The organism is Caballeronia sp. SBC1, assembly GCF_011493005.1.
In the GTDB taxonomy this organism is placed as follows: Bacteria; Pseudomonadota; Gammaproteobacteria; order Burkholderiales; family Burkholderiaceae; genus Caballeronia.
In genome coordinates, this window is sequence record NZ_CP049160.1 from 243,007 (window position 1) to 269,539 (window position 26,533).

At 57.0% G+C, this 26,533-nt stretch carries 32 protein-coding genes; 16 read left to right on the forward strand and 16 right to left on the reverse strand.

The window, feature by feature from the left end; all coding sequences use genetic code 11:
* Positions 1–300: 300 nt before the first annotated feature.
* Genes SBC1_RS39370 through SBC1_RS39395 form a run of 6 tightly spaced genes read right to left on the reverse strand, consistent with a single transcriptional unit; the run spans position 301 to position 4,226 of the window.
* Complete coding sequence (locus SBC1_RS39370; RefSeq protein ID WP_165989608.1) at positions 301–843, reverse strand: hypothetical protein; 543 nt, start codon at positions 841–843, stop codon at positions 301–303.
* Positions 840–1,550, reverse strand: a complete 711-nt coding sequence (locus SBC1_RS39375; protein WP_165989610.1) for a disulfide oxidoreductase — start codon at positions 1,548–1,550, stop codon at positions 840–842. Before SBC1_RS39375 ends, SBC1_RS39370 begins: the two co-directional genes overlap by 4 nt.
* Before the next feature lie 7 nt (positions 1,551–1,557).
* Positions 1,558–2,835, reverse strand: a complete 1,278-nt coding sequence (locus SBC1_RS39380; protein ID WP_165989612.1) for a GspE/PulE family protein — start codon at positions 2,833–2,835, stop codon at positions 1,558–1,560.
* Positions 2,832–3,266: a hypothetical protein gene (locus SBC1_RS39385; protein WP_031358057.1), complete on the reverse strand. Its 435-nt coding sequence runs from the start codon at positions 3,264–3,266 to the stop codon at positions 2,832–2,834. The genes SBC1_RS39380 and SBC1_RS39385 overlap by 4 nt, the downstream gene beginning before the upstream one ends.
* Entirely contained in the window at positions 3,263–3,871 is a 609-nt protein-coding gene (locus SBC1_RS39390; protein ID WP_165989614.1) for a lytic transglycosylase domain-containing protein, read from the reverse strand. The genes SBC1_RS39385 and SBC1_RS39390 overlap by 4 nt, the downstream gene beginning before the upstream one ends.
* A 34-nt stretch (positions 3,872–3,905) precedes the next feature.
* Positions 3,906–4,226, reverse strand: coding sequence for a hypothetical protein (locus SBC1_RS39395; protein ID WP_165989616.1), 321 nt, complete (start codon positions 4,224–4,226; stop codon positions 3,906–3,908).
* Positions 4,227–4,366: 140 nt separating this feature from the next.
* On the opposite strand from SBC1_RS39395, the gene SBC1_RS39400 reads away from it, so the two are divergent.
* From SBC1_RS39400 to SBC1_RS39465, 14 genes are all read left to right on the forward strand, one after another.
* On the forward strand, positions 4,367–5,395 hold the full coding sequence (locus SBC1_RS39400) for a conjugal transfer protein TraF (RefSeq protein ID WP_243830337.1): 1,029 nt from the start codon (positions 4,367–4,369) through the stop codon (positions 5,393–5,395).
* Positions 5,395–6,876, forward strand: coding sequence for a conjugal transfer protein TraH (locus SBC1_RS39405; protein ID WP_165989620.1), 1,482 nt, complete (start codon positions 5,395–5,397; stop codon positions 6,874–6,876). Before SBC1_RS39400 ends, SBC1_RS39405 begins: the two co-directional genes overlap by 1 nt.
* A gap of 191 nt (positions 6,877–7,067) precedes the next feature.
* Positions 7,068–7,595: a hypothetical protein gene (locus SBC1_RS39410; RefSeq protein ID WP_243830338.1), complete on the forward strand. Its 528-nt coding sequence runs from the start codon at positions 7,068–7,070 to the stop codon at positions 7,593–7,595.
* Positions 7,596–8,013: 418 nt separating this feature from the next.
* Positions 8,014–9,048 carry a hypothetical protein gene (locus tag SBC1_RS39415; protein WP_165989621.1) on the forward strand — a complete coding sequence of 345 codons (1,035 nt, stop codon included), beginning with the start codon at positions 8,014–8,016 and terminating at the stop codon, positions 9,046–9,048.
* 287 nt (positions 9,049–9,335) lie between these two features.
* Positions 9,336–9,572, forward strand: coding sequence for a type II toxin-antitoxin system Phd/YefM family antitoxin (locus SBC1_RS39420; RefSeq protein WP_025602117.1), 237 nt, complete (start codon positions 9,336–9,338; stop codon positions 9,570–9,572).
* Positions 9,572–9,949: a type II toxin-antitoxin system VapC family toxin gene (locus tag SBC1_RS39425; RefSeq protein ID WP_165989623.1), complete on the forward strand. Its 378-nt coding sequence runs from the start codon at positions 9,572–9,574 to the stop codon at positions 9,947–9,949. Before SBC1_RS39420 ends, SBC1_RS39425 begins: the two co-directional genes overlap by 1 nt.
* Positions 9,950–9,958: 9 nt before the next feature.
* Positions 9,959–10,240, forward strand: coding sequence for a hypothetical protein (locus SBC1_RS39430; protein WP_165989625.1), 282 nt, complete (start codon positions 9,959–9,961; stop codon positions 10,238–10,240).
* Between the two features lie 8 nt (positions 10,241–10,248).
* Complete coding sequence (locus SBC1_RS39435; protein WP_165989627.1) at positions 10,249–10,452, forward strand: hypothetical protein; 204 nt, start codon at positions 10,249–10,251, stop codon at positions 10,450–10,452.
* 21 nt (positions 10,453–10,473) lie between these two features.
* Positions 10,474–10,785 (forward strand): hypothetical protein, encoded by a 312-nt coding sequence (locus tag SBC1_RS39440; protein ID WP_165989629.1) that lies wholly within the window; start codon positions 10,474–10,476, stop codon positions 10,783–10,785.
* An 18-nt stretch (positions 10,786–10,803) separates the two neighbouring features.
* Positions 10,804–11,235, forward strand: coding sequence for a hypothetical protein (locus SBC1_RS39445; RefSeq protein ID WP_165989631.1), 432 nt, complete (start codon positions 10,804–10,806; stop codon positions 11,233–11,235).
* Positions 11,236–11,346: 111 nt separating this feature from the next.
* A complete protein-coding gene (locus SBC1_RS39450) occupies positions 11,347–12,036 on the forward strand; it encodes a hypothetical protein (protein ID WP_165989632.1) in 690 nt (229 codons plus the stop codon).
* A gap of 75 nt (positions 12,037–12,111) precedes the next feature.
* Positions 12,112–12,438, forward strand: coding sequence for a hypothetical protein (locus SBC1_RS39455; protein WP_165989634.1), 327 nt, complete (start codon positions 12,112–12,114; stop codon positions 12,436–12,438).
* A 112-nt stretch (positions 12,439–12,550) separates the two neighbouring features.
* Positions 12,551–13,177 carry a hypothetical protein gene (locus SBC1_RS39460; protein ID WP_165989636.1) on the forward strand — a complete coding sequence of 209 codons (627 nt, stop codon included), beginning with the start codon at positions 12,551–12,553 and terminating at the stop codon, positions 13,175–13,177.
* Positions 13,178–13,246: 69 nt separating this feature from the next.
* The gene (locus SBC1_RS39465) at positions 13,247–14,065 is read left to right on the forward strand and encodes a hypothetical protein (protein WP_165989638.1); all 819 of its coding nucleotides are present in this window, start codon (positions 13,247–13,249) and stop codon (positions 14,063–14,065) included.
* Positions 14,066–14,180: 115 nt separating this feature from the next.
* Here SBC1_RS39465 and SBC1_RS39470 read toward each other — a convergent pair whose 3' ends face one another.
* Positions 14,181–14,813: a sel1 repeat family protein gene (locus SBC1_RS39470; protein ID WP_165989640.1), complete on the reverse strand. Its 633-nt coding sequence runs from the start codon at positions 14,811–14,813 to the stop codon at positions 14,181–14,183.
* Between the two features lie 785 nt (positions 14,814–15,598).
* The gene (locus tag SBC1_RS39475; RefSeq protein WP_241202253.1) at positions 15,599–16,609 is read right to left on the reverse strand and encodes an IS30 family transposase; all 1,011 of its coding nucleotides are present in this window, start codon (positions 16,607–16,609) and stop codon (positions 15,599–15,601) included.
* A gap of 206 nt (positions 16,610–16,815) precedes the next feature.
* On the opposite strand from SBC1_RS39475, the gene SBC1_RS39480 reads away from it, so the two are divergent.
* Positions 16,816–17,085, forward strand: coding sequence for a DUF1488 family protein (locus tag SBC1_RS39480; RefSeq protein ID WP_165989642.1), 270 nt, complete (start codon positions 16,816–16,818; stop codon positions 17,083–17,085).
* A gap of 602 nt (positions 17,086–17,687) precedes the next feature.
* On the opposite strand, the gene SBC1_RS39485 is transcribed toward SBC1_RS39480, so the two are convergent.
* From SBC1_RS39485 to SBC1_RS39520, 8 genes are all read right to left on the reverse strand, one after another.
* Positions 17,688–19,058, reverse strand: a complete 1,371-nt coding sequence (locus SBC1_RS39485) for a hypothetical protein (protein WP_165989644.1) — start codon at positions 19,056–19,058, stop codon at positions 17,688–17,690.
* A 162-nt stretch (positions 19,059–19,220) separates the two neighbouring features.
* Complete coding sequence (locus SBC1_RS39490; protein ID WP_371826775.1) at positions 19,221–19,445, reverse strand: hypothetical protein; 225 nt, start codon at positions 19,443–19,445, stop codon at positions 19,221–19,223.
* A 95-nt stretch (positions 19,446–19,540) separates the two neighbouring features.
* The gene (locus SBC1_RS39495; RefSeq protein WP_165989646.1) at positions 19,541–20,125 is read right to left on the reverse strand and encodes a hypothetical protein; all 585 of its coding nucleotides are present in this window, start codon (positions 20,123–20,125) and stop codon (positions 19,541–19,543) included.
* 357 nt (positions 20,126–20,482) lie between these two features.
* A complete protein-coding gene (locus SBC1_RS39500) occupies positions 20,483–20,680 on the reverse strand; it encodes a hypothetical protein (protein WP_165989648.1) in 198 nt (65 codons plus the stop codon).
* A 149-nt stretch (positions 20,681–20,829) separates the two neighbouring features.
* Positions 20,830–21,075, reverse strand: a complete 246-nt coding sequence (locus tag SBC1_RS39505) for a hypothetical protein (RefSeq protein WP_031358041.1) — start codon at positions 21,073–21,075, stop codon at positions 20,830–20,832.
* A 597-nt stretch (positions 21,076–21,672) separates the two neighbouring features.
* Positions 21,673–23,103 (reverse strand): ISNCY family transposase, encoded by a 1,431-nt coding sequence (locus tag SBC1_RS39510; RefSeq protein ID WP_371826776.1) that lies wholly within the window; start codon positions 23,101–23,103, stop codon positions 21,673–21,675.
* Positions 23,104–23,379: 276 nt separating this feature from the next.
* Positions 23,380–24,141 carry a hypothetical protein gene (locus SBC1_RS39515; protein WP_165989650.1) on the reverse strand — a complete coding sequence of 254 codons (762 nt, stop codon included), beginning with the start codon at positions 24,139–24,141 and terminating at the stop codon, positions 23,380–23,382.
* 212 nt (positions 24,142–24,353) lie between these two features.
* The gene (locus SBC1_RS39520; RefSeq protein ID WP_165989652.1) at positions 24,354–25,430 is read right to left on the reverse strand and encodes a hypothetical protein; all 1,077 of its coding nucleotides are present in this window, start codon (positions 25,428–25,430) and stop codon (positions 24,354–24,356) included.
* 185 nt (positions 25,431–25,615) lie between these two features.
* On the opposite strand from SBC1_RS39520, the gene SBC1_RS39525 reads away from it, so the two are divergent.
* On the forward strand, positions 25,616–26,476 hold the full coding sequence (locus SBC1_RS39525) for a hypothetical protein (RefSeq protein ID WP_165989654.1): 861 nt from the start codon (positions 25,616–25,618) through the stop codon (positions 26,474–26,476).
* The last annotated feature ends 57 nt before the right edge of the window (positions 26,477–26,533 follow it).

Sequence of the window (26,533 nt, forward strand, 5' to 3'; positions counted from 1 at the left end):
TCGCATGCGGAAAAACGAGTTGAAGCGTTGCAGGAGTCCACCCGTCCTCGGCAATGGAGGATACGGGCGTGCATGCGCCGAAATGCGGGGGCCAGGCGCTTAGCGAGAGCGTGGACAGGAACGCAGCGCGGAAGGGGCTACGAACCTGCCAGCTGTCGCACCGTACTGGCGTTGGGCCCGGCGTGAACTCCCAAGGCGCGCTTGCTGAGTCCGCGGCAGCTGCGTGCGAATCTGCTTGTGGCGTTTGCGGTTGCTCGCGCGATATCGCTTCAACATGCGAGGACAGCGCGCAGGAGGCGATCAGGGCGCAAGCCATTCGGCAAAATCTGCCCATCCGCCGTATCCTAGTTTGACAGGTTGATCTTCGATAACGAACGCGGGGTAGCCGGGTAGCGACCGCGTGGCCAAGGTGTTTTCGTGTTGCGCGTGCATCGCGAGCGGAGTGACGGGAACGCTCCAGCTTTGAACGAAGAAACCTTCCATGCTGTTGGCCGCAAACGCGCGAGCGGCGGCCGCTGCAGAGTCAGGCGTGTCGCCCACGGGGACGAACCGAAGCTCAAACGATGAGAGAGTGCGATCGTGAATGGCCGCATGGGTGCGCAGGTCAGAAAAGGCATTCAGGCAAATATCGCATCCTGAGTCCAGGATGAACCAGAGGGGAGTCCTGCCCAGGGACGGTTCATCGACGATGTACTTGAGCGCGCTCGTGTCGAGCTGAAGCTGGACGCTATGGGGAGCGCCGTCGGGTTTCGTCGGAGTCACCGCCGCGTTTGCTGAGGTGGGTGCTGTCATCGGCGCGAGAAGCGCCGCGATACACCCGACGAGGAAGTCGCGGCGGCTCATGAGTTCATTGCCATGGAGATCAGGCCGTTGAGCAGCTGGACGAGCGTTCCATAGTTCCCGCCCGTGTAGTTCGCGTTGGTCGTGTAGCGGCCGCCGACGCCAAAATCTGGAGTGGCGCTTACACGATACCGGCGCGCGAGCGCGGCCGCCCGCAGCAGTCGGTCCCGCGTTTCGGGCGAATGTAACGCGGAAAGAACCACGTCGCGTCGCAGACCCATGCCGTAGAGAATCTGAGGAAAATCCTTGGCGGTGGGCATCGGATCGCGTCGTTGTCCGAGGTCATACGCACGTGCCTCGAACTCGGCCATTCGATCGGGGATGAGACTGCGTGCGACGTAATATGCCGCGGTGGCAGACAGGGCCGTTGGATCATCGATCATCAGCGGGACCGGGACAAAGAGTACCGGCTTTGGAATCGTTCTACCCCATGCCTCGAATGACTCTGCGTATTGGGCACAGAACGGGCAGGTGTAAAGAAAGAACATGAACACCCTATTGCGGTCTTCTGCAAAGTCGCCTATTTCCAGATAGGGCTTGATGTTGATTTTGCCATTGTCCTGTCCCGCGAGGCCCGAACTGGTTGGAAGGCCAGGAACGGTTCCGTCGTCATCAACGGCCTGCGCGTTGACCTGCCGAGCGCCGATGCCAGTCAGGCTGGCGAGTCCCGTGGAGGCGGCCGAAAGGAGAAAGTGTCGTCGGTTTGCCATGGAATGCTCACTGGGCGAATTTAAGTGCTGTCCTGAAGTCGACAAGCCGCTGCGAGCTCATGTCGATTCCGGCCTGGAGAAGGGGCGCGTATTGTGGTTGCGCGAACGCCTCTTCGCGCATCGCTTCGCGATCACCACGTTCGATGGCCACACGTAGCGAATCGGTGCCGACGAGCATCTCCATGATCGGAATCCGCCCTTTGTAGCCATCCCTGCAATGGTCACAGCCGCTTGGGTTCGCCGCATAGAAGGGACGATCGAATTCAATTCGGGAGCCACCATGCTTCGTCTTTATCCTCTTGATCTGTTCGTCGGTCGGTACGTGCAGGGTCGAACAGCTCGGGCACAACCTGCGCGGAAGACGCTGAGCGGTGACGAGACGAATCGCGTCTGCGATTTCATATGCTTTGACGCCCAGGTCGAGGAAGCGGGTGATCGTTGAAAGCGCATTGCGCGTGTGAAGCGTGGACAGCATCAGGTGCCCCGTGTTTGCAGCGGTCAGCGTCACGCCGGCGGTTTCTCCATCGCGGATTTCGCCTATTAGTCCGGCTTCAAAATCCTGACGCAACATCGCTCGCAGAATCCTGGCGAAAGTACGGTGAGCGGTGACGGCGATCTGTGTAGCTCCTCTCAGCGTGTATTCGATCGGGTCCTCGGCGGTCATGATGTGGATGTCCGGCTCGTTTAGATGATCGAGGCAGGCATATAAGGTTGTCGTCTTGCCGGAACCGGTCGGACCGACGTTGAGGATGAGACCTTCTTCTTCCTCGAGCGCTTCCATCAGCGCTGCACGAAGCTTGGACGGCATCCAGATGTCTGCAATCTTTCTCGCAGCGTTGGCCTCGTCAAGAATCCGGCAGACAATCGACTGTCCAAGGTCACTTGGGAGAATGGAGACCCGGATATCCACGCGGCGTCCGTCGACGGCGACAGTGAACTTCCCGTCGAGCGGTGACTCAGTGTCGGATACCTCGAGGTTGCAGCGCGAACGGATCTTGACGTTGATTTCCCGCGCTGCGTTGCTATTCAGAAGGAACCGCTCGCGCAGCACGCCGTCGGTTCGAATGCGCACCTGAAAGCCGTTTTGGTGATGTCGCATGTGGATGTCGGATGCGCCCTCCCGGCAAGCGGTCGGAAACAGATAGTTCAGAAATTCGACGAGCTTCCCATCACCGCTCGAGGTGCTGATAAACCGGTCGAGACCGTTATGAAGAAACCCGGTGGACGAGACGAGCAACGACGCGAAGTCAGGTTGCGTGGCCACGACCAGGTCTGGCGCATTCACAGCTTGTCTCCGTCGTTTTCACTTCCCGTCGCCGCAGTTGTGGAGGCAGCGGCGGTGTCGCCACCGCGATGGTGGCGGTTAGTCGCCCAAGGCTGCGGATCCTGGCCGGCCGTGTCTGCCGCAGTGCTGCCGCGTGGTCGATAGTCCCCAAAGACGGGGTCGACATCGTTGAAGCGGGGAAGGGGTTGTCCATCGTAAGCCCAAGACCAGATCGATGAGCGGCATGCCTCGATCATAGGCAGAGCGTCGTCACGCACGTCGCGTCCGGTATCTTCATCGAGCATCCCGATTACCGCACCGAATAGCCGTACGCTCGCGCCTAGAGGCATGCAGGTTCGGCTGACACGTACAGCAGGGTCTGTAGACACCATGACATAGGTGACCCATCCAACCAGCGCGGCGCCGGCCACATAGGAGATGACCGTCTTCATTCGGTTCCGTCCTCAGTCGTAAAAACAATGTCGGCGCCCGGAGCCGCGCCGGCTGGCTGCCGAGGCCCGGAGTTTGGCTGTGAATGTCGTCGTACCGAGCCCAGGCGAGGGGGAGGGGTACCCTGGTACCAGCTCCAGACCTTGCGCACGTACTCCTGGCGGGCGTCGGTACAGGCTTCCCCCTTGAGTTGGGTGCAGGCGCTGTTGTATGCACCGACAGCGTTCCAGCTAGCACCCTGCTGCCGGATGGTTCGCGCCAGAATCCACGCCCCGACATCGATATTCAGGCAGGGATCGTCAAGCAGGCGATCGCGCGTAATGCCAAAACGTGCGAGTGTCGTCAGCCAGGATGAATTGATCTGCATAAGGCCAATATCAATCGTGCCCGTACGCGAAAAATGGCCGAGATTCCTCGCGTCGGGGCGACCGCTCGATTCCGTCTCTGCAATGGCCCACAACAGGCGCGGGTCAATGCTGTATTTCGCTCCCGATGCGACAAAACAGGCGCCGACATCGGCGTCAGACTGCGCGAATGCGGCAGGCGTCCCGGCAAACAGGACGGCTACGAAGACGAGCCAACGTGTCCAGAAAATCGGCAGTCGCATGATTTTTCAGAGTGTCAAGAACGTGCGCAAGGCATTACATCGACCTTCCCGGAAAGACCCGCGAGTGCACTGACGACACAACGTGGCGGACACATTGGCCCGTCGACAGAACGGCCATGTGCGCCGCCTCAACGATGAGCAGGGCGAGTCCGACATAGAACAGGGTCACCGTAATTGGGATGAGTGTTTCAGCGCCGGTACTTTGGGCGACATTCGTCGATAAGGCCCGGATCGTGTCCACAAACACAGCCGCCGCTGAGTCGCCGACAACGTGCCGGAACGGTGGGACAAAGGAAGCATTCGTCAAGAGCGACGCGACCATGAGGCCGAGCGCGACGCGGAGGATTTTTGACATGTGTAGAACCCGTTGGCATGAAAGAGTCGGCCCCTGAAACGCAACGATCAGGCCGTATCCGGGAAATGCGGATAAAAAACAGTCTCACAACAGAGTTACTATAACCGTATTAAGATTGTTGATTTAATGGTCAATCACCAATGTCGCCAAGTCGAACGCGAAGGATTCTGGTCTGTGTCGCACTGTCCGTGGCGGGAGGGATCCTCGCGGGCCCAGCCGCGCGGGCAGACGGTTTCTACGAGGGAAAGAGCCAGGGATGGTTTTTTTACGACGACGGCCGCGCGACGGCGCCGGTCGATGCAGTAGAGGTTGCGCCGGCAAGCCGTGTCGCGGTTGCCCCGGTCCCGGCGGCTCCGGCGCCCGCGTCAGCGCCGTCGAGTCCGGAACCTTTTTCAGTCCAGTGGCTGAGTCAAAAGATGCAAATACTGAAGCTGAACGCGATGAACCACCCGACCGAGGGGAACCTGCTGGCGTACATGTGGGCTCAGCGAATGATGCTCGACATGAGCCAGAACTTCGCCGACGTCGGTTCGAAAGTGGCTGCGGAGGATCCATACCTCAACGAAGAAGTCAGGTTCCCGACAGCGGCGGCCGCGCGCAGCAACGCACTATGGCACGTCGATCGCGCTCGGGAAGAGATCCTGACCGATCTGTCTGCACACGCAGGCCTGTGGTTCTTCTTCGATTCGCGGTGCGGGTTCTGTCAGGACGAGTTGCCGACTGTGAAGGCGCTTACTGACAAATACCACTTCCCCGTTAGGTACATCTCCGAAGACGGGGCGCCTTTGCAGGGGATGCGGCCTGAGGCCATGGTGGTCGACCGTAATCACGGCACGTTCAGGTCGTTCGAACTGAAATTGACGCCGGCGGTGGTGCTCGTTGTACCGCCTTCGACGGTGATGATCGTGGCGCACGGCGCAATGGCGCAGGATGAACTGCAGCGCAAGATCGTCGAGGCCGCGATCGACGCCCAGCTGGTTCCGCAGGACCTGATGGATGCCGCGCAACTTGAAAAGCGGGGAATCATCAGTCCGGCGGATCTGGATAGGATGAAGAAAGTGGCTGCAGCCGCCAACACCGATGACCCAGCGGAGCTCGTCAAGCTAATGCGGGAAGCGGTTGGCCGCCGTATGCCAGGCGTAGTTCAGGGTACAGGGGGGCACCAGTAATGAAACTTCGGCGCACTATTCTCGCAGCTGCAGGGCTTCTTTCTTTCTTTTGCTCCGCTGTCCACGCGGACGTAAATTCGTCGCTGAACTCGATGTGGAACTCGTCAGCTGGCGGGGCGATCACTGGCCAGAATGGCATGGGTGTATATGGGCCGTCCTATTACATGCGTGCCCCGGTGCAAAACTACCAGCTTGTGCACATCGATCCGCCGCGGCTCGCGGCTGGCTGTTCAGGCATCGACGCATTTTTTGGCAGCTTTTCAATGTTATCCGGTGCGCAGCTCGAGTCGCTCGTGCGCAGCATTATTCAGGCAGCACCTGGATACCTCATGCAGTTGGCAATCAAGGCAGTCTGCGACGACTGCTACTCAATTATGGCTGCGATGAAGCACTATGCGGACATGCTAAATAACGGGCAGATCAATTCATGTGCGGTAAGCAAGGCCGTTATCGGAAGCGCGATCAGCGCGACCGGCCTTGATAGTGAAGTGGGTGGGTCGTTTGCAAAGGACGTCGAAAACCAGACTGCCGTGGCGAAGGGCTGGTACACGGATATGTACGCTGGACTGAATGCGGCTTTCTCCGGCGGTCCAAACGTCAATCGCGGTGCGACGCAAAACGATACGACCGGGTACCGAAACACGTTTTTCAATACGATGTTCGCGACGGGGGCAGCAAACACGATGGACCTTGGTGCGCTCGGCGGGCAGGAGCCGGGCATGGAACTAATCATGAGCCTGTTCGGAACTGAGGTGCGTCCCGACACCAACAACAGTCCGGTTTCGAAATCGCCAATTGACGACAAGGTATTTCCGGCGTCATTGACCTGGGAAGACCTTAAGGAAGGGTTCGATCCAGCCAAGCCCAGGCAGGTCTATCTATGCAACGACTTCCAGGCCAACGATGAGGGCTGCCAGCAGGTGACGCAGACCAACTTCACCTATCAGGGGATCCGCCGGTATCTGATCGACCAGCTTGCGGGTGTACAGCCGGCAGCACCCGGTGGTATGTCCAGTCAGCCGGGCAACATCATTACAACGATTCAGTCCGGGTCCATTATCTACGACTACAACACCGGGACGGCCTTGACTTCGACTCAGCAGCAGTTCGTCAATGTTTTGGGTGTAAACATGCAGCGGATGATGATGGAGCTTACCGGCCTGAACCAGAACGACGCGATCCAGATCTACAACCAGTTGATGGATGTGATGGCGGATCAGGTCACGTCGTCAGTGTCGTTTGCGATCATCAGTTCAGTTCAACAGGCATACAACCCAACGACCCAAGCGTCGCAATCGATAGACAATACATTGAAGCGGATCTCGCCGATGAACGCTGACCAGAAAGCGGCGTTCCTAAAGTTTCAGCGCGATGCGCAGCAAAAGAGTGATTACGAGGCCCGGGCAAAGCGGACCATGGCGATCATCGAAGAGCTGAAGGAACTGAGAACTGAAAACGGTCTGATCAGCGCTACACATTGATCGGTCAACCGGCGAGCCAGAATGCGCAGTCTTGGTCGATCTGCGGCACGTATCGTCGCGACAATCGCACAAAGTCAGGCACGCCCCGGGCAGTGTTAAATAGCAGAGGAATCGCGACATGAGAAGGAAATATGCACGAACGCTCGGGCGGCAAAAATACGAGATGATGGAGTAACCCAACGGCTGGCGAAATGTACTCGATTGCTCTCGAGGCGAGAGTCTACTGGGCGCACCACAGAGTCAGCGTGGTGGCTGGCAACGAGAAGGGCGCAGAACGGAACCTTGGATGGGCGTTCAAATTGGCAAGGCGTTGCGGCGAGGTCGCCGCGCGCGAGAATCTGGAGCTGCCGCGATTAGTGGCTGACGTTCCACAACTCGCTTGCGAGTGGGAGGCCGGGTTCAAGGCCGTACGCCTGAAACTCGTGAAGCTGCGTACGCGCGAAGGTCTCACGGAGTGGATCAGTGCGATGGCCGATGAGGCAAGCAGAGGCTGCGGACAGGTCTACGAACTTTACGTGAAGCGTTTTTCAGGGATGGTCGACGCGAGGCTTGATGAGGTCGAGTTAGAGTATCAAGCGCTTGCGATCGAAATTGCGAAGTCACACGACTATGCGACGGCCGAGGAACTGAATGCGGCGTGGGAAGAAATTGAGGCCTCGGGCGGTTGTTCGCTCACGGGTATCGATCCGTGGTGCTGCCCCTGTGGCCGTCACGAATAGCGCCGGACTGGTTGGGTCGTCAGTCGCTCCTGCGCTCTCCGCCATCAGCGTCAGAGCGCTCTCCGATGAGCGCGGATCAGAAAATAGCGTTCGTAAAGTTCCAGGGTGTCGCGCAGGCAAAACTGGTTTCGAAACCCGTGCGCGGCGCACCATGGCTATCATCGACGAGCTGAAGGAACTGCGGTCCGAGAACAGCGTGGTTAGTGCCACGCATTGAGACGTCGTAGGTCGATTGTCCATGGGCCGCCTCTCGAGAGTGCGAATTTTTTCGTCGGTACGTTTTGGCAATAGACCTACGTGCGTGGGGCTCATTCAAGCGGCGCGGTTGGATCACGCAGCATATTTTCCGGCGAGACATCACCTGTGCTCAGTTCACCGCTCGCCTCAGCAGCGGGCTTACTTAAACAGGAGATTCACCATGGAAGTAAAAAGCGAAACACGTCTCTATGAATCGAGCGTCATTGGGAAAATAGATTACTTCCAAGCCCAGCGCATGATTGATGCCGCGGTCACAAAGGCGCGTGGCTCAGAAGTCGGCGCATATCTCACGGTTGATCATCCCGATGCAGACGTGGGCTTCCAATTCGTGATGGTTGGTCCTGATGGGCGGACAAACAGATTGCTTGCCTCGAAAACCCATCAGGATCGTCTGGACGCGCACTGGGGCGGATTTGTTGACGCGTACAGAGCCGCGGACGGGATGGACCCGAAGCTGAAAACGCATCCCGCGGAAGTTGCTAACCTGCGATCGCTGTATGAAGCTGCGCCGCTTGGCATGTGGCAAGTGGTGGACGGCGGCACGGCATACTATCCGCTTGCAATCGCGTGTAACGAGCACATTCTATTGAGGTTTCATTCGTGGGACAGAGAGCGCGAGAAAAAGGCCGAGGCTATTGTGGAACTGCACAATGCGTTGCCTGTGCTGTTTGCTTCGGCAGAGTCGGGAATCGATTTGGTCGCCGTACGTAAACTTCAATCTTTGCACGAAGGACTGCCAGCCGAACCTTGGTCGGTTCGGCAACGTGATGGTCGCAGCGCTGTAGCCGTGTTGTCCGGCAAGACACAGGTTATATCCTTCGATTCGTTTGAACCGGCTGCAGAATCGGTGGCTGACCTGGTCGTCCAGATGCATGCGGTGACGCCGCGCTTACTGTTCGCGGCAAAGGAGGCGGCTTTGATCAATCAAGAAATGCCAGAAACTCTGGGGAAGACGCGCGAGTACCTGTTTGACGCCAAGCTGGATGCGGCTGTCCGCATTCGCGCAGTGAGCGAATGCGCCGCACGAACAGCCCTTCGTACAAAGCTTGATGCCGCAAGCGCAAACGTTGGTGAGATTCTCGGGCAGATCATCGTCTGCGAAGTAAGCATGAACGATGAGCCGCACTTGGCCGAAGTCGATGGCGAGGAACATGTCCCAGCTGGCAAGCTGGAAAGCCCATCGCCGGACATGTAATCGAGCCGCAATCCATAGCCCGCCTTCTGATTCCAGAAGGCGGGCTTTTTTACGCCTGTAATTTCGTCATTTTCCGAGGACACGAAATAGCACGGGTTGCACACGCGCGTTTTGGGCCCGATGGCCTCAAAATTCCTCGGAATACGCGCAGCACGTGTGCGCATTCCGGATCGGGGCAAAGATTCAAGCGGTAGCGCTGCTCTGCCGTTAATTCATATGGTGGGAGCTTGCCGCTTGACCGGCGTGGCCTAGTGGACTAATATGGGCTTAGTCCACTAGGAGCGATTATGCAGACAGTCAATATTCATGAGGCGAAGACCCAGTTTTCGCGGCTGGTCGATGCCGCAGCCAGTGGCGAGGAAATCGTCATCGCTAAGGCCGGCAAGCCGGCCGCCCGACTGGTGCCGATGGAGCGGGCGAAGGTCACGCGCCGTTTCGGCGGCCTCAAGGGCAAGGTCCGTATTGCGGACGATTTCGATGCCCCGCTCCCCGATGATGTGATTGCAGCATTCGAGGGTCGTTGATGCGCCTGCTTCTCGATACGCACGTCTATCTCTGGTCGGTCATGGATGACCGCAAGCTGACCAAAGCGGCGCGCAAGCTGATTCTGGAAGCTGACGAAGTATATATAAGCAGCGCGAGCATCTGGGAGGCTTCGATCAAGGTCGGTCTCGGCAAACTTGAGGCCGACGTCGATATGCTTGTCTCGGAGATTGAAGCCAGCGGATTCATGGAGCTGCCGGTGCGGGCCGTTCACGCTGCATTGGTTCGCAATCTGCCTGACATTCACCGCGACCCGTTTGACCGGCTTCTGGTTGCGCAGGCATTGTCGGAGCCGTTGCGGTTGGTCACGTCGGATGGTCATCTGTCGAAGTACACCGATCTCGTTATCACTGTGTAGGAAAAAATTATGGCGAAACGCCCACTCGAGTCTTTCAGTGTGCAGATTGTAGGCGGCGCAGTTGAGGTCGAGATCGTAACGGACCGACAGAAGCCATATCGATATTTAATTTGTGCGGATGAAATTCACCGCGACGTGCACGAAATTGCGCGCCATCTCGATGCTGGTTTGGGTTTAGCAAAGGCGACGTTCGACAAAGTTGAGATTGTCGAGTACCCAGAAAGGTTTTACGTGACGATAGGGCTTCCGATCAAATATCACTCTGACCAGTACACGACCCGCAAACGGTAGGAAAAGCCATGTCCACGATCAGGGTCCCAACCAACAAGAAAGAGGCGGTTCGCAAGGCATACGCCGCATGGCGTCCTGCACGAGGAAGCACCTCCGTTGCCCAGCTGCCAGAGGGCGCTGAAACGGGAACGAGTGTTGACTTTTCGTGGGTTCCTGAGGAATTTCTGGCCATCCTTGATGAAGCCGGAGTTCCCTATTCGAAAATAGATTGAAGATAACAGGAAAGGCAAAGCATGGTTACCTACCCGATCCATATCAAGCGCGACCACTACGGTGGTCGCGATACGAAGAAGCGGCAAAAAAACGCTGACCGAAATCGCATTGCCTCTGAGCTCGAGGAATATATCAACCAACGGTTGCTTAAGCAGGAAGCATCTGTTCAGGTATACGATTTCGCAGACATTGCGCGCGCGACGGGCTATTCAATCGACGTAGTTTCCGGACTGGGCTATTCGATTGATGGTGGAAGTAACGGGTTTACAGCGTGGAAGCACGGAATGACCTACGACGCTGCCATTGCCGCGAACAGCGCTTCAACCGATTAGACTGGAAAAGCGTCAGCCATGATTGATCGTGCTGTCATTGAGAAGATCGCGATCGCTTGCCGCCGAGGCTTGAGCAGCCTATACGGCACCCGCGGTTCGGCGTTCGCTGACTTTCCGCGAGGAGCATGTGGCCCAGCGTCTGAAATCGTTGGGCGCTTGCTGAAAGAGCAACTGCACTACGATGGGGTGTATGTCTGCGGATGCGAGCATCCGGGGCTACCAGCCGATCAGTCGCATGCTTGGTTCGAGGTCGCCGACGTCCTGATTGACATCACCTACGATCAGTTCGATGGAATAGGCCTTTCCGGCTGGACATTCGCTCGGGATAGCGGATGGCACGGTCAATTCACCAGCATTGAAAGGCGTGACGGCTTCTGCATTCCATCCGGCTGGCCATGCTACCCATACGATGGCTATCAAGCGGCCTTAGACTCGCTGAGTGTGACCTGATTGTCTCAGAAGAACGTAAGCACCCCCGGCGCGAGCTAGGAAAAGCGCTCTGCGGTTTTCGCGCGCGCGAAACAAGGCAACCGCATTGACCACTTCGTCATCGCCCTGACCATGATCATCGAGTTCAGCATCCCGGATGTACTCGCACCCACGAATCCCTTTCTCGGATACTGGGGAGCCCAGCTCGTCGTTGGTCATTTTTCGGACTCCACGAAGGTCATCACGCTCTCCTCGACGTTTGTTCGCTGTGTGTTTTCCGCGCGGGAGGACTATCTAGCTGCTGCACAGCACCTTCGTGCCGCCTTCCAAGCGAGCCGCGCGATGCACCTCAGCGAGATCTACCGTAGCATCGCGCGGTTCGAGTCGTGTATCACTGGCGTTTACCTAGCAGTGCGTGCATTTGTTCGGTTTCGCCGGTGTGTTGAACTGCCGCCTGAAGCTCGCGCGGTGATTAACTCTTGCAAACCTGTTTTCGCCACGAAAGCGGTGAAGGACAGGCTCAAGGTCATGCGTGACACAATGCAGCACATTGAGGAGCGACTGGTCACCGGCGAGTTGACCGATGATCTGCCCTACATGATCCAACCAACGGGCGCGGAAGTCGCACTCAACGATCCGACGCAACCTGGTCAGACTGTCAGAACCATCGACCGACTCCGCATTGCCGAGCATGAAGTGCGATTCTCCGAACTTGTCGAGTGGCTTGATGAAATGATCGTCTACGTCGAAAAACTTCGGTCACTGATGCCAACACGCTGGACGTCGAGCCTGGCAGACTTACCAAAAGGGCCTGCATCGTGATCTCGACCACTGAGCACGGAAAGGGTAACGGCCGAGCGGGCCGCAATTATCATGTCACAGTAGATTGGGGTCGAAATGGCAAAGCAAGTGACGGTCGCGAGCGGCACTGTTTTTGGGACACTCAAGGCCGCGAAAGAACACTTTAGCAAGGTGCGGGAAGCTACTCCGCCAGGCACTCGGCTCTCGGAGCCTGAAAGGTCGGACGTGCTGGATATCTATGGGCGTTACTGCGCGGCGACGGCATGGCCGGCTGAACATGCAGTTGATGTGACAACGGAATGGGACAACGAGCAACGATCTCACGGCACCTACGCCCAAACCAAGGCGTTTGCGGTGGTCACAGCATCCGGTTCGACAAAAGTTTTTAGCATGGATAAGGCACTGGCGGAGATAGCCGTTTAGCACGCCCGAGGGATCAGCGGCCTCGACCGCCTGCCTTCGGGTCTCCGCGGAGTGTGGTCGGAAGCGCTGGTCAGTGCCGGCACACAGGAAAAGAGACTATGGATGAGTTGTCATGGCACTAGCTGAGATTGGCCTGGTCGTGGGCATGGTCAAGGATGTGTCGCTCGCGGTAGCGGGGGTTATCACAGCGCTCGTCGCTCGAAAGGGGCTGAATAACTGGCTCCGCGAGCTTGGCGGAAGAACCAAATTCGAGGCTGCACTAGCGCTGATGCGTGCCTCCTATTCACTTCGAGAGGCTCTGTTCAACTGTCGCGCTTCGCTCGTGGTCGCAGCGGAATTCCCGGCAGGATATAAGCAGGGCGGCATCAATTCGTCCACGAAGGACGAAGCGAATGCTTGGAACCATGTATTCAAACATCGTTGGTCGCATGTCGCCACGTCTTTAAAAGAGTTCGATACTCGCAGCCTTGAAGTGGAAGCAATTTGGGGAGCGGATGCGCGCGAAGCGACACAGCAGTTGTCGTGTTGCGTGTCCATCCTCTACGCGGCGATCGAAAGCTATATCGACAACTGCGTAAGTGAAGGTGAGAATTTTAAAGTTGACCGTGAGTTCTCGAAAAAGATCAGATCGGAAGTTTTCGGAACTCGCAACTCCGCAGATAACAAATTGACGAACGACATACTGACTGCGATCCAAGCGTTGGAAGATTTCGCCAGACCCCATCTGAGGCACGGCTAACTTAGCTGGCTGAAGTCCGATAGACGAAACGCAAAAGCCGGCCACGCCGGCACAACGGCCAGGAAAAAAATGAAAAATGTAGTCAAAAAAGAGTTTCCCGAGCACTGGCAGAAGCCGAGCAAGGCACGCATCATTCTCGGTTCGTTGGTGATGACGGCGATATGGTACGGCGCACTGCGAGGTGCCGTGTGGATCGGCATATATTTTGGATTTTCGGACAGAGATGATCAGCTACTCTTCGCGTGTCTGACAATCGCGGCCCTTGTGATCGGCAGCCTGTTGGCATGGATCAACACAACGTTGAACGGACTGGATCTCAAAAACCTTGACAGTCCCTTGTTCGATGATAAGAAGTTCAAGCTGCGCGTGAAAGCTCTCAAACAAGATATCGATCGCACCGCTATCTTTGCGTTTTGCTTTTCGGTCCCGGCCATTCTCGCGAAGGTTTTTCCGGAACTACTCGTAAAGCCAAACACCCAAGGGGCTTTGTTGTCGGGACCAGTTTATACGGCGATCGAGTACGCACTCGCGTTGACCCTCATTCTTGGTGTGATGCTAAGCGCCTATCTCGTCGTATTGAAATTTCGCACCTCAAAGGCCGAATACTTTTACGACCGAAAGGACTACCACCAGCGCGGCGTGAAGGCAAAAGAGAACGAGGCGAAACAAGAAAAGGCCGAACAGGAAAAGCAACAAGCGCTGGACGACCGAGCCGAAGCGCCACACACAACGGTGCTGGTCGCTTCAGTCGTCGCCATCACGCTAACGGTGTTCAGAATTGGGCTGCTGTTATTTCGGGAGCACCGAGATCTCTCTTGCAAGCGAACTCGCGTAGGGCTAAGTGGAAACAACGTCATCCACGCACGGTTCAGCGGAACCAAGGAATAGCATCATCACCAAATCTCACGTCCATCAGCCTACTTCGACTCTGGGAAGCTGTCGCTCTCGGCGCTGGTCTTCACGGGCGACGACGAATAGGTCCGCAGCCCGTGAATCCGCCGCGCTACTTGGTGCCCAGGGATTCAAGTCGGGCCACGCACCTCGGACTAGCTGCGCCGCCGCGTTTGTACCACTGCACTGCGCGGGTCAGGTCCGGCAGAACGTCGCCGGGTGCCGCGCCGCTCCAACGGTGCTCCCAGTAAAGCCCGAGGGTGTGGGCGGCATCTCGTATGCCGAATTCAAATGCTATCTCGTATCGAGCTTTGGCAAGCTCAAGGTCAACTTCTTCTCCGCGTCCCAATCGCGCGCTGTCTCCAAGAGCAGCAGCAGCTAGGCCCTTTAATTTGTCCGGAGCGTGTTCGTCCTTCAGCACATCCGTCAACACGCGATGACCCAGTGCGTAGTCGGCCTCGCCGCCGGTGCCACTGAGCAGCGATAGCGCGTACGCGACTCGCAAGGCGGGATGTTTGTCGACGCCCACCTGGTCCAGCATCTTGCGCCCGAGATATGCCGCGCCTGGGAGTGCCGACACCAGCAACGCATTCGCAGTAGACGCGATGGATTCAAAAGGTGCAAATCCAGCCTTATAGGCCGACAAGACATGTCGATAAAACTTCTCGATGTCGAGAGCCGGGTCGTGCCGTCTTAGTGCTGCCCATTCGCGGTCTATCTGGTTAAACCAACTCACTTCAGCCATGGCAGGTCGCTCTTTATTGGAAATCGCCGCCGATCATACGCCTTCTAATTTCGGCCTTGCGTCGCAGCGGCGATGTCGGCTGAACTTGCGTATGAGGCACGAATCACTTTCGAGCAAGTGAGCGGTATGTGAGTAGCTGCTCATCGCATCCCTCGGCCTTTGCGAGGCGTACCGAGGTGTGTTTGCTTCAAATTGTTCATATCTTCGTACCAACCATCGGCAGGCTAGGGATGACCACGCTTCATGACGGCCAAGACATTTGACACAACTATGCCTGTAAGACCTCCAAGTATGCGTGCGCGACATCCTGCAGTATCTCGCTACGCCTTTCCTCATCAGCGTCCAACTCGACAAGCGGGCCAGCAGCACCAGGGCGATAGCCGATAACTGTTCGCACGCGCTCTCGGTATCGCTTCGCGGAGTTGCTATCCAGCTGCAGGATTCGGTTTTTGGTTAGCTTTACCCGGGTGCCTACCTTTAGTCGGTTCAATCGCGCCTCCGTCGGTGGATGACAAATAAGAGGGCTGCAGCGGACAGTAGTTCAAACAACTTGAGTTGGTGGTCGGCGTTCGCCGCGCGAAATCCGGCATGCTGAGAAAGAGACCTGCTCGTCGTGGGCGCCCGGCGCCTCCGGACGGCTCTCCCAGCAGAGCCGCTTATCCGGTCGCGACGGCTTTCCCGAATTTGAGCGAAACTCTCCCGCGCGAACCGTGAGATGCATTCTCTGGGGGCTCACAGGCGGGTCATTAATGGGGCGGTTTCAAACCGAAGCGCAACAGGAGGGGCTAGTGTTTAGAGCCTTGAGGTTGGCTTGCTGAGGCAAGTGTCGCAGCGAAGACCTCGAATGGCGAATGGAACGCGTGAGTGGCGCGCGGGCGGCTGTTCAGACTGTCGGCGATCGCGTCGAGTTCTTCCTGACTGTAGACCGATAGGTCCGTGCCTTTAGGCAGATACTGGCGCAGCAACCCGTTGGTGTTCTCGCAGGTTCCACGTTGCCAGGGGCTATGTGGGTCACAGAAGTAGACATTCACGCCGGTGGCGGCGGCCAGCTCCTTATGCCGCGACATTTCTTTGCCCTGGTCGTAAGTAAAGCTTTGCCGTAAGGGCGCCACAATCGAATTGAGTTTGGCGGAGAAGCCCGCTAGCGCTGAAGCGGCGGTGGCGTCCTCCATCTTGGCAAGCAGCACCAGGCGGCTGGTGCGCTCGACCAGAACGCCTACAGAGGATTGGTTGTTCGCACCCTTGATGAAGTCGCCTTCCCAGTGACCTGGCAGCAGTCGGTCTTCAATTTCGGGCGGGCGCACGTGGATACTGACCATGTCGGGAATCTGTCCGCGCCGGTCGGTGCCCCGCGTGCGTGGCATGCGCGTGCTGTGGCCATGGCGCAGGCAGGCAATGAGTTGGCGGCGCAGTTCACCGCGCGGCTGAGCATAGATAGCCGTGTAGATGGTTTCGTGCGAGACGTGCTGGGTCGAGTCGGTTGGATACATGCGCTTCAGTGTGCCCGATATCTGCTGAGGCGACCATTTCCACTCAAGCAGGGTGAGAACGATGCGCCAGCAGACACTTTGCGGGCAAAGCTTGGCCCGAGGGCGTGACGCACTGCGGCGCGCGCTGCAAAGCGCTGCAGCAGGCACTGATGCATAGCCAACAGGAGAGCTGTTTCGCGTTAACTCGCGGCTGATAGTTCCCGGCGAGCGCCCAAGTATGCGAGCCATGGCTCGCATACTTGAACCCTGCAGATGCAAGCTTGCAATGATCAGGCGTTCTTCAGGCTGAAGTTGTTGGTAAGAAATTTTTTCGGGCATTGCGACACCTTATACGAGATAGGTGTTGCACTTCGCTTTTGAGGCCGCCTGGCAAAATGCGCTGTATGGACGAACAGTGCTTCTCATTGAATTGCAAAGCACCTAGTTTTCTCGTTAAATCCGACGCGGCGAGGCCAAAATGGACCTCATTTCCGCGAGGGCCGACTTTTCAGCGAATGAAGCAGGGGTGCAAGATGGACACATTAAGCGTTACCGAAATTGTCCTCGCCACCGATGGGGCCGCGGTCGAGTTTCCGATTTTCGTCGGCGGTCGAGAAGTTCGTTGTTTGCTAACGCGAGATGCATTGGAACAGTTCTTTTGGCTGCCACCGGATGCCAGCGAAGCTCGTGTGCGCAAGGCATTCGCAGACGGACGCAACCGCATCTTTGCGTTGGCAGTGCGCAGAGCAATGCGAGCCAAGACCGACTCTTTGAAACTGACGGCCAGTGACTTCGAGCGATAGTCGTCCTGTAGTCTGTTACTGACATGTTGCCGATAATCTTCATGGACGACTACTTCAAGAAACCATGGTCCCGTTAGAACGCGAAGAACCTAATACTGAACGTCGGCGCTCACCGGAAGCTCAGGCACTTGAACGAGTAGCCGGGGCAGCGCGCGAGGTGCAGGCCGCGTCCGCCGCATTAGAGCGCCGCTATTGCGAGCACGATGCTCAGCAGCCATCGCTCCTTGAGTTAGCCCGTTTCTCGGCAGCGATGCAGGAGCTCAAAGACGCGCGCGAAGCGTTCGACTTGCTTGTAGCCGGCGACTGCCGTCCTCGATAGCACGGTAGCTGCGCTATGCTCAGGCGCTTTCCGAACCCTGTTATTGGCCCATCTGCCAGGGATGAGACATGCGCCTTGTGCACACGCGTGGTCCATGCAGCATACCGAAACAAGGACAATTTCGTGCCGAGCCTCGCGGCGGGAGGACGACGATCGTTCTCCACTGGAAATGATCGACCGCTCCATGCGCTCTGCAGCGAGGCAGAGTTGGCAATCGGCATGCGAAAAATGGGGAGCCAACCGAACGTCCGGCCGATGATGTCAATGGCCGCATTATTTCTAATCAGAGCGACACGATTTGTTGCAGTAGTTGTAAGGCTTTAATTTCGTCTAGGCGACCAGTGCGTGCTTTACCCGCGAGCGTCTTTATCAGTGCCTCTGCTATCGGTGCAATACCGAGCAAATCGTCCAAGCTTGTTGCTGAAGTGAGGGAGGGCGGTTCCATGATGACTTGCGTCCCGAAGGCCGGCTCCAACTGCTGACGGGCGGCAGGGAACGAAACGTCGTTATGGGCGGGTTTCCGAATTGACGCACCGTCCGTGGACGGGAGTGCTTCAGCTTGTTGCTCAATGACCGCATGCGTCTGGGCGGCAAGATCTGTTGGACCGCCTGTGGCATCTGCATCAGGGGGTAGGGCGAGTCGAGCACCCGTAGTTTTTGTCTTCGTAACCGTAGGCTTCTTCGCGACCGGTGCTTTTAACTCACTCGCGGGCGGCGTCTTTTGCTGAGCGGATGCATGGGAAGAAAACCGATTGGCGAGCAAATCCGACACGGACTCGGGGATGTCCGTTACCGTGCGCGGAATGTCCAGCCAGCCAGTCGGCAAACCAAGGCGTTCGGTGAACCGGTTTGCTTCGGCATCGTCTAAACGTTTCTGTCCATAATAACGATTGGCCATGTTGGAAGCGCTAATGTCCATTACTACGCCGAGCCGCACCTTCGATCCTTTGCGGGTCGTCAGCACGTGCAGATTAGCGCGGCGGATTTTTTCCAAAGCTGCGACGTCGTTCAAAGGCAACGCTTGCTGAGCCCCTGATTTAGAAGACGCTTTGACTTTCGCAGGTGTCGGTTGCGGTGGGGTTGTCGTGGTAGGCTTCACCGCTGTGGTGTTGCTTTTCGCGATGGCCCTTGGCGAGGCGACAATTGTCTTCTTTGGCATCTCAGGCTCTCTGGGCAAACTATCGGTAAGGGTAGGGCGGTGATTCACCTGTGTGGCAGGCGCTGACTTCAATACTTGCTCGTACGCAAATTCCGGTTCAGCGTTCGCGTGAATGAAATCAAGCGGTGACTTTAAGCGAGCAATCGTCTCAGGCGAGAGGACAGGATTGGGCTGATCGAAAAATCCATCCTGTAGCCCAAGCGTGGTTTCGATGTGAAAGGCTGTCTCGGGCGTAAATCTCTCGCCGTTTAGCAGCTCAGCCACGCGTGTTAAGTTGGAATCGAGGCCCAGCGCGACGTTCTCCTCACCCACGGCATCTACCAACAACTTAAACGAACGAGTTTTGAAAATGGATGCCGTCTGGGCCGGGTCTCGCGCAGATGGAGCTTTTACGTACGGCTTGTTTGGTCGGTGGGATGTCGTGTTTGAAGGTTGGCGCGATTGGCGCTGACCTTTGTCTCGAGGTCCCGAGTATCGCCCGTGTGTTTGACTCATAAAGTAGGGCTCCTTCGCGAAATCACTATCAGTGTTGGCATTATAGGCGAGGGTGCCCTGACATCGGCCTCGCCGTACAGGAAATAAGCCATTCTCGTCATCATGACTCTGAACGCCCTGCTCTCGGCGACCTCCATGTCGGGATCGAGGGGCAGCATGGAGTTAGTGAATTCGCAGATGCCGAAGTTTGCCAATGCGCGTGGAGTGTTTCAGGATGAAATCGGTGACGTACTCGGGAAGCAGGGCGGCCGGAAGATTCGCGGGAACCTCTTCGACCGCCCGTGACGGAACACGGGCGATGTAATCGTAGGGCGCGCTCTCCAAGTTGTGCTCGTAGCTGACGCGATAGTTCATGATGGGCCAGCTTTTGGGGAAAGTCGTTGTCACGCCGAGTTTTCTTAGCGCACACCCATTTCCCCTGTTTTCGACGGTGTCGCTCCAGCTTACGTTTTCGGTGCTTACATGAAGCCGCCAATCACACCTCACATCTCGTCACTCGGATCGTGCACTTCAAGCTTAAACTGCCACCCTTCAAATGTCATCAGCATGTGCCCGAGCTCGTTCCACTCAACGCGGCGACCGTCTATGACGACACATGGCATACGTGAATCGTCGCTGCCATCCCATTCGATTCTGCCGCGGACGGTATCGTCGATGATCTGCAATCCGAGATCAGTGTCCCTTATGTGGATGACCGCAAGCGAACGGCGCATCTTTTCAATCAGCATTCCGAGCAAAACGAACTGATCCGCTAGCGGATCGCCAATGATTTGGAAGCGATATCCCGAAGGTTCATCGTCGCTTGTCGACTCGAATGACTCCAGCGAAAGTTTGTCGCCGAAAAGGAGTGTTCGAAAATGGAATTCGTGGGCGACTCCGTTAGCATCGTTCAGGTGCACCGGCTCAAACCTGATCGAACCGAAATTGTCGATACCGGCGTGGTGAGCCATTTCGCGATTGAAGCAGGCGGTGCACAATAATCGTCCGCTCAGCCCCTCGTTTGTAGTTTTGACAGTTTCGTACGGCGGCACGTTGGTGCCGCAAGCTGCGCATTGGCTGACGGACATGATGGAACTCCAGGGAATTCAGATACGCAGCATCCGTCACAGTGCACTTCACCTCGCCGTGGCCCGCTGCAGCACAAAAGATCGGCTTCGTCTGGCCCCTGCATATTTTGGAACGTCTGAGATAGCTCTTGGCGACTACGCGACCGGGCAACGCTGACAACATATCAAGCACTCGTGGGGTCATCCATTAGCCAGCTGACATCCAAATCGTGAAATGCGATAAGTCGCAGTGGCCTCCTCATCAGCCGGTGCGCGACTGACCTCCAAGTCGTCTCTAGTATGATGCATCTCGCTTCAGCCGTTCTGCAGTAAGAGATCCGGGTTATGGTGCGTTTGTCTGCGAGACATGTGGCTGAGTTAGCTGTTCATCTGTCGCACATATGTCTGCCCCTTTTTCGTGATCAGACACCCGCCGTGCGGAGCCGCCGAAACCAGCTCACTCCTTTCCAGTTCTGTTTGGATGTCCCACTCAAGCATGAGGGGTTGGGCGCTAGCAGCGCGTTCGTTAAGTTCCAAAAGCGCGGTTTTCGCTTTTGCACTGAGTTTTTCTGGCATGCCCAGCTCCTTAGAGCCCTCAAGACGCCAACTATGACGAATGTTCGATCGCTTGTCAGGGACGTCGTGCTCGGGGAAGTGATGGTCCTACCGGATAGCGACACTGCCACGGCGACAACTAGGGGGAACGAGCGTTGCGGCCGCCTGGCTCAAGCCGTGTGTCCACCATCAATCAAGTTGCGCGCCTCGCGGGCGCTGAGGTTCAACGCCCGCTCCGCGGTCATTTGTTCCTTATCCTGCGCTTCCGCCGGCCGGGTTTCGTTGAGAAGAAATTGCCCCGTGGATATGTCTTCGATGGCAACAGTAACATCAAAACGCACACGCTCAGGATCAGCGTCATTTCTCACTGCGTTCATCGAGACGGTAAAGCCTTTGTGCACAAACGAATTTTCCATCAGCTACCTCCGTTGATTAGGCGACCCTTAGTATGAGCCAAATCATCTGCCCGTGCCGTCCTGCTGGTATCCACGAGCAGTCGCACATCTTCGCCCAGGAAGCGTGTCCCATACCATGAACCTTGGCGCCTCCATATCGAGTCTTCGAACGACGGTGTGAATGTTTTTGCCGTCACCGCAGTGCGTTACCAAAATGTGCATCTGCGAAACAAATCTTGCGCGACATGAAAGCTGATCACCATACTCTGAGCGAAGATATCCTGCTGCATCGCAGATGCGCTCGCTTATTTTGGAATGCGAATGAAAATTGATTCTTGGCACCTACGGCGAGGTGTTGCACGACAAAGGGAACGGCCAACGTCAGCGTTTATCGACGTTTGAGTGATGTTTTTCAATGAAAAAGTGGCTGGAACTGTTGCGTCGCTGGCTTGGCCGTTTCTGTTGCGCGAAATCCGGTCGCGAGCCTTGAGTGACCGTCGCCGGATGCCCGAAATCCGCAACACTTCTTTAGGTGCCACTTGTCCCCGCTAAGTTCAAATGTCGGGGCTCCAGCTAATTAGAAATGTCGGGTTTCCTCATCTTTCATGTCTCTCATTTTTAAGGCTTTTGGGGTTGGGGCGGCGCAGCCGCCCCCCGTTCCCTCATCGCTTTTGCGCTGACTTTCAGAATGGCTTCGTTGATGTCGGCGAGGTCAAGCGCGCGCTGTTTCTTCAGACCGACGAGCGCTTTCTTCGCCCGAACTTCCTCGCCGCGATGCGTGCGCGAGGGTGAGCCAGACGCACGACGATCGTCTCGTTTGGCCTGTACGCACAGTGCTACCTCCAGCGCCTGAGCAAGTCGTTTGTTCTCGACTTCCGCGCCTTGTTCGATGCGCGCAATGCGGTCGTACGGCGTGCACGACAGCGCGACCTTATCGGCTTGTATTTCCACAGCGCCATCGGGATATTCGACCACTTCGATGTACTCATGGATCAAGGTGCGATTGGCCGGCGAGTCCTCCAGCAGATACATCACGCGATCGTATTGCACGGTCAGCGCGTTGGTGACTTTGCGCGGCACGCGATAGGCGAGTATCTGCCGCAGATCTTCATTGGCACGCATCGGCCGGTGCGCGTCGTAGTCGCTCTTCGGTGGCTTGCCGAAACGCCGGTTGAACTCAGCAATGAAGGAGGGCGCATACGCATTGGCGGCCTCACGCGTGCTGATAGCACGCAGCCGGAGCTCCTTGACGAGGCGGTCCTGCAAGGTCAGGTTGGCCCGCTCGACGCGCCCCTTGGCCTGACTGCTGTTCGCACAAAATGCGTCCATGTTGAGCTCATACAGCGCCCGTCCAAACTGCGTGACGCCTTTGCCCGCCGTCTCCGAACGGTGCTTCACGTAAAAGACGCTGGCCTTGTCGCTGTAAAACGCCACGGGCTTGCCGTGCACATCCAGATACTTCGACAGCGCCTCGAAATAGCTGAAAGTCGACTCCGTCTGGGTAAAGTGCAGCGCCATCAGTCGTCCCGTCGCATCATCAATGAACACCAGCAGCGTGCAGGCGGGCGCCCGGTCCTCGAACCAGCGATGATCGCTGCCGTCGATCTGGATCAGTTCGCCCAGGCACGAACGCCGGTTTCTCGGCTGGTAGATCTTGGGTGGGCGTTGCTTGCGCGGAATCCACAGGCCCGAGGCCATCATCAACGTCCGTACGGTTTCAACCGCCAGATCGATGCCGTGGCATTCACGCAGTTTCTCGCAGGCGAGCGTCGGGCCGAAATCCTCGTAACGCTCCCGGATTAGCGCGAGCGCTCGCTGCGCCTTGCCTCCGGGCAATTGATGATTGCCCGGGCGACCGCGCTTGTCCGACACCAGACCCGCCACGCCGGCTGCGCGGTAGCGCAGCACCAGTCGCTCGACCTGGCGCACGCTCAGGCCAAGCCGTTCCGCGGCACGACCGGGCTTCAGTCGCGCCTCGGCAACTGCTTCAATGACCTTGAACCGATCCAGCTCACGCATCGTCATGGTGATCGTCCCATTGGTGTTCATCGCCCACGCTCCACACGTGCTTGCCTGGCCATGAACCTACGCCCAAACACGACATTTCTATTTAGCGGAAACGCGACATCTGAACTTGGGACCTACACCACTGATGTTGATAATCTTAATTATGTAAACCTTAGGATACCTAATGAATATCGAGTGTTTCTTTTCGTAGCTCGCTGATTGCCGGCATCGTGCCTTGGTTAGTCGCCGGCAACCATCGCGGGCGACCCTGCAAGAAACATCGAAATTGCCCTCCGGCTTGCTGTCGATTAGCTGGGTTTACACCCCCGGTTGGGCCGGAAGCACCTCATAGGTCAGGGAACTCCCATGCAGGTCCAATACTTTGATCGCGACGGGTCCAACGCCAACGGGATCGCCTGCGACCGTGGTGGTGGCATCGAACGTGTATGGTTGCGTACTGAGAATCGCGCCACCGGGACCGACGACTCGGGATTCAAAATACAGGCTGCCATCGTCTGATGCCTGGAAAACAATGACAGTCTTTAGCGTTGAACGATAAAACGAAATCGCTGACTCCGAGGGGGCGACACTTGAGATGACATTGAGTTCTAACGCGCCTGAGAACTGGTTTACGTGGAAAAACATGTCGCAAAACTGCCCCGACGTGGTCGTGTAATAGACATTGTGAAGCGAGGGGTGTTCAGGCGATACGCAGTCCAGTCGAAGATACTTGTCACTATCCGAAGGGAAAATGGCTGACACACACGAATCCCCACGCCATATTAAAGGCTGGCTTTTGCTAACCCCGAGGAAAGACTTGTGGTCCATCTCGGTCCGGATTTCCCGGTTGATTTGAATCTCGCCGTCATCGGTACTGATAACCGCAACAGCCTGACCAGACGTGATGGTGCGCTTCACACCTACAGGCACGCTGATGTTTGGCATTTTCTGCTTCATTCCAGACTCCATTTGAGCCGGTTCACAGTGCTTCATTCCCTGTACGGTAATGGTCTGGGCGTTCGCGGTGAGCGCGAACAGGCTGAAGAGAAGTCCCGAAACGAAAGCGTGTTTTTCAATCATTTGTCCACCTATCGGCTTCATTTTAAAGTGTTCAAACAGTTAGACGGCAGTGGCGATTGACTTGCCCTGCATGGGCACGTCCGGCCGGGGGGGGCTGACCTTCTGGTTGCATTCGCGCAGGCGATCCACGGTCATCGCGACCGGGAACGCTCACCACTGAAAGCCCGGCCATTCGGCATTAGCTGCATATGGTTCGAAGCTGTCTGGCGGAATCACGCCCTCCCTACCTTTCCCCTTGGAGAGCCTTCCGATGCGGGAACGATGTTGACGATTCCTGTTCCGATACCGCCGTCATCGGTTCGGACAATTTGAAGCGCTATCTTCGACAAGAATTTCGAGGGTTCCCCGGTCCACTTGACCAAGGGAATCCTTTCGTTCCCGCCAGGAATGTAGTCCGCACCTGTCTGCTGCGCCTGCAAGAGATCGTGAACAACGCCAGCAGCGAGATCTGGAACGCTTAGCAGATCCTCCATAAAACCTTTCTCCTCGAACGACTTGCCAAATCGAAGATTCCTTGGGGCGTGTTGTGCGTACAGTCCGAGGACATGCGTGAACATCTTCTGTAAATCCGAGAAACTTCGCTTCTTGCCGTCTTCGTTGATCCGGTCGTTGTCACTGTACCAAAGGAGTTCCTGATTGTCGGACGAGAGCAGTGCCCAGAATGCAGAGAGCATATGGCAGACGCGAAGCGCCTTCTCGGCCGCATCGCCATCCCAGGTGCCAAGCTGTGTGGTTGATAGCTGCTCGACCAAAACCGCGTGCGCTTCCCTTTTTGTCGGCCCGAATACCGTGTCAATGCGCTTATCGATCGCGACCGTAATGATCGCGCCGTGAATGAGGTTATCGACGAGGTCGAGATATTCGGGAAGTGCACGCCCCCTGGGGCCGTGCTTCAGACTCTTGTAGGCGAATTCGCTGTAGGGTGTGAGCAGCTTGTGCTTTTCTCTCAGTGCCTGAACATGCTTGATGAACGGACCACCTTTATCGGCCGCTAGAAAAAGGAACGAGTAGGTATAGAAGGTCGCCGTCGGATGCTCACCGCCGAAGTCAGTCATCACGCCGATCCGCTTGTCGTCGGAGAAATCAGGCAGTTCCTTGATCTGTCGGACGAGGCCAGCCAAAAGCTGAGAGAAGTACGTGTGCTCGGGCGTAACCATCGTCAACTCGAACGGCCCGCTCTTGAAGATTTTCTGCGAGCGCGGTCTCGATACAAAGACGGGAGCGGGTACAGTACCAACGATCTGCTGACTCGCCGCGGAGATTGCCGCTTTTTTGAACGGTGGTTGCATTGCTTCGTCGCGATATGTCTATTGACAAGAGCCCGGCCAGGTTGATGGTTAGAACCTTCTCAGTGTACACGCGGATTTGCCCGGGGCGACCCGGCTCGCGCCTAGCTTCGCAACATCGCAGGGGCCCCGCCGGGATAAAACCTGGTTGGCTATACCTCCGGCCACAACCTCAACCTCAAAACTCCATGCCAGAACAACTCACCCTCGCCGAGGGGACCACGACCCACTTCCCGTATCTCGGAGAGAACGAACCGGCCCTGCTGAAAATTCTCCGGGCTGCCGTTGTCGCGAACCCGGTAATGCTGGACCGGACGCTGCTGAACGGCTCGCACTACGACACCTTCCTCGGAGGGCTCAATGCGGGTACGATGCGCCTCTATTTGGATGTACCTGTGTGCCGCGTTCTCGCCACGCAACATAAGAACTTCGACAGCGATGCATCCACATGGCGCGCGGCGTTAGGCGCGCTCAAAGGCGAGAATAATTCTCACGTAAAGTGGGACGACAGACTACTGGCGTACCTCGAATCAGAAATCGGAGAACAGGTGTTTCCGTGCGATGCCGCCTCGAACACCCTTCTCACGCTCGACGCGTGGGGAGGAGCGGTCTTCTGTTCAAACGGGGCACACAGGCTCATTGCGGGAATGGCCTGGCTCGCGGCCAAACATGGCGACGCCGGCTTGCTCAGAAAAGTACGCGTGACTCACTACCGCCTGAACGAAGGAATGCTCAGGCTCATGGCCGACGCAGCGCGCCGTGGCAAGTCCATTAGCTTTGCCGGTCCCACGTGGAAGGGCCGCCTCGTCCGCATCCGCGGCAAATTCCTCACGAAATACTGGTTCGTCGATAAGGGGAGCGACCGGCCCCGGTCTATTCGTCTCGCTGAGCTCCGTGGGCTCTTCGGAGTCGCAGAGGCCCCAGGCGAAAAGGTCAATGACGGGTTTATCGATTTTTGGCCATTCCCGGCTGAGCTTGCTTTGGCACTCCCGGATGACGGCTGGTTACAAGAACAACTCAAGGCTGAGCGATATGCGGCTGTCCAATGAAACTCGGTGTATGACCTATGGCTAATGGCGCTCAGCAGTCTCTGTGCGTTTTTTGGG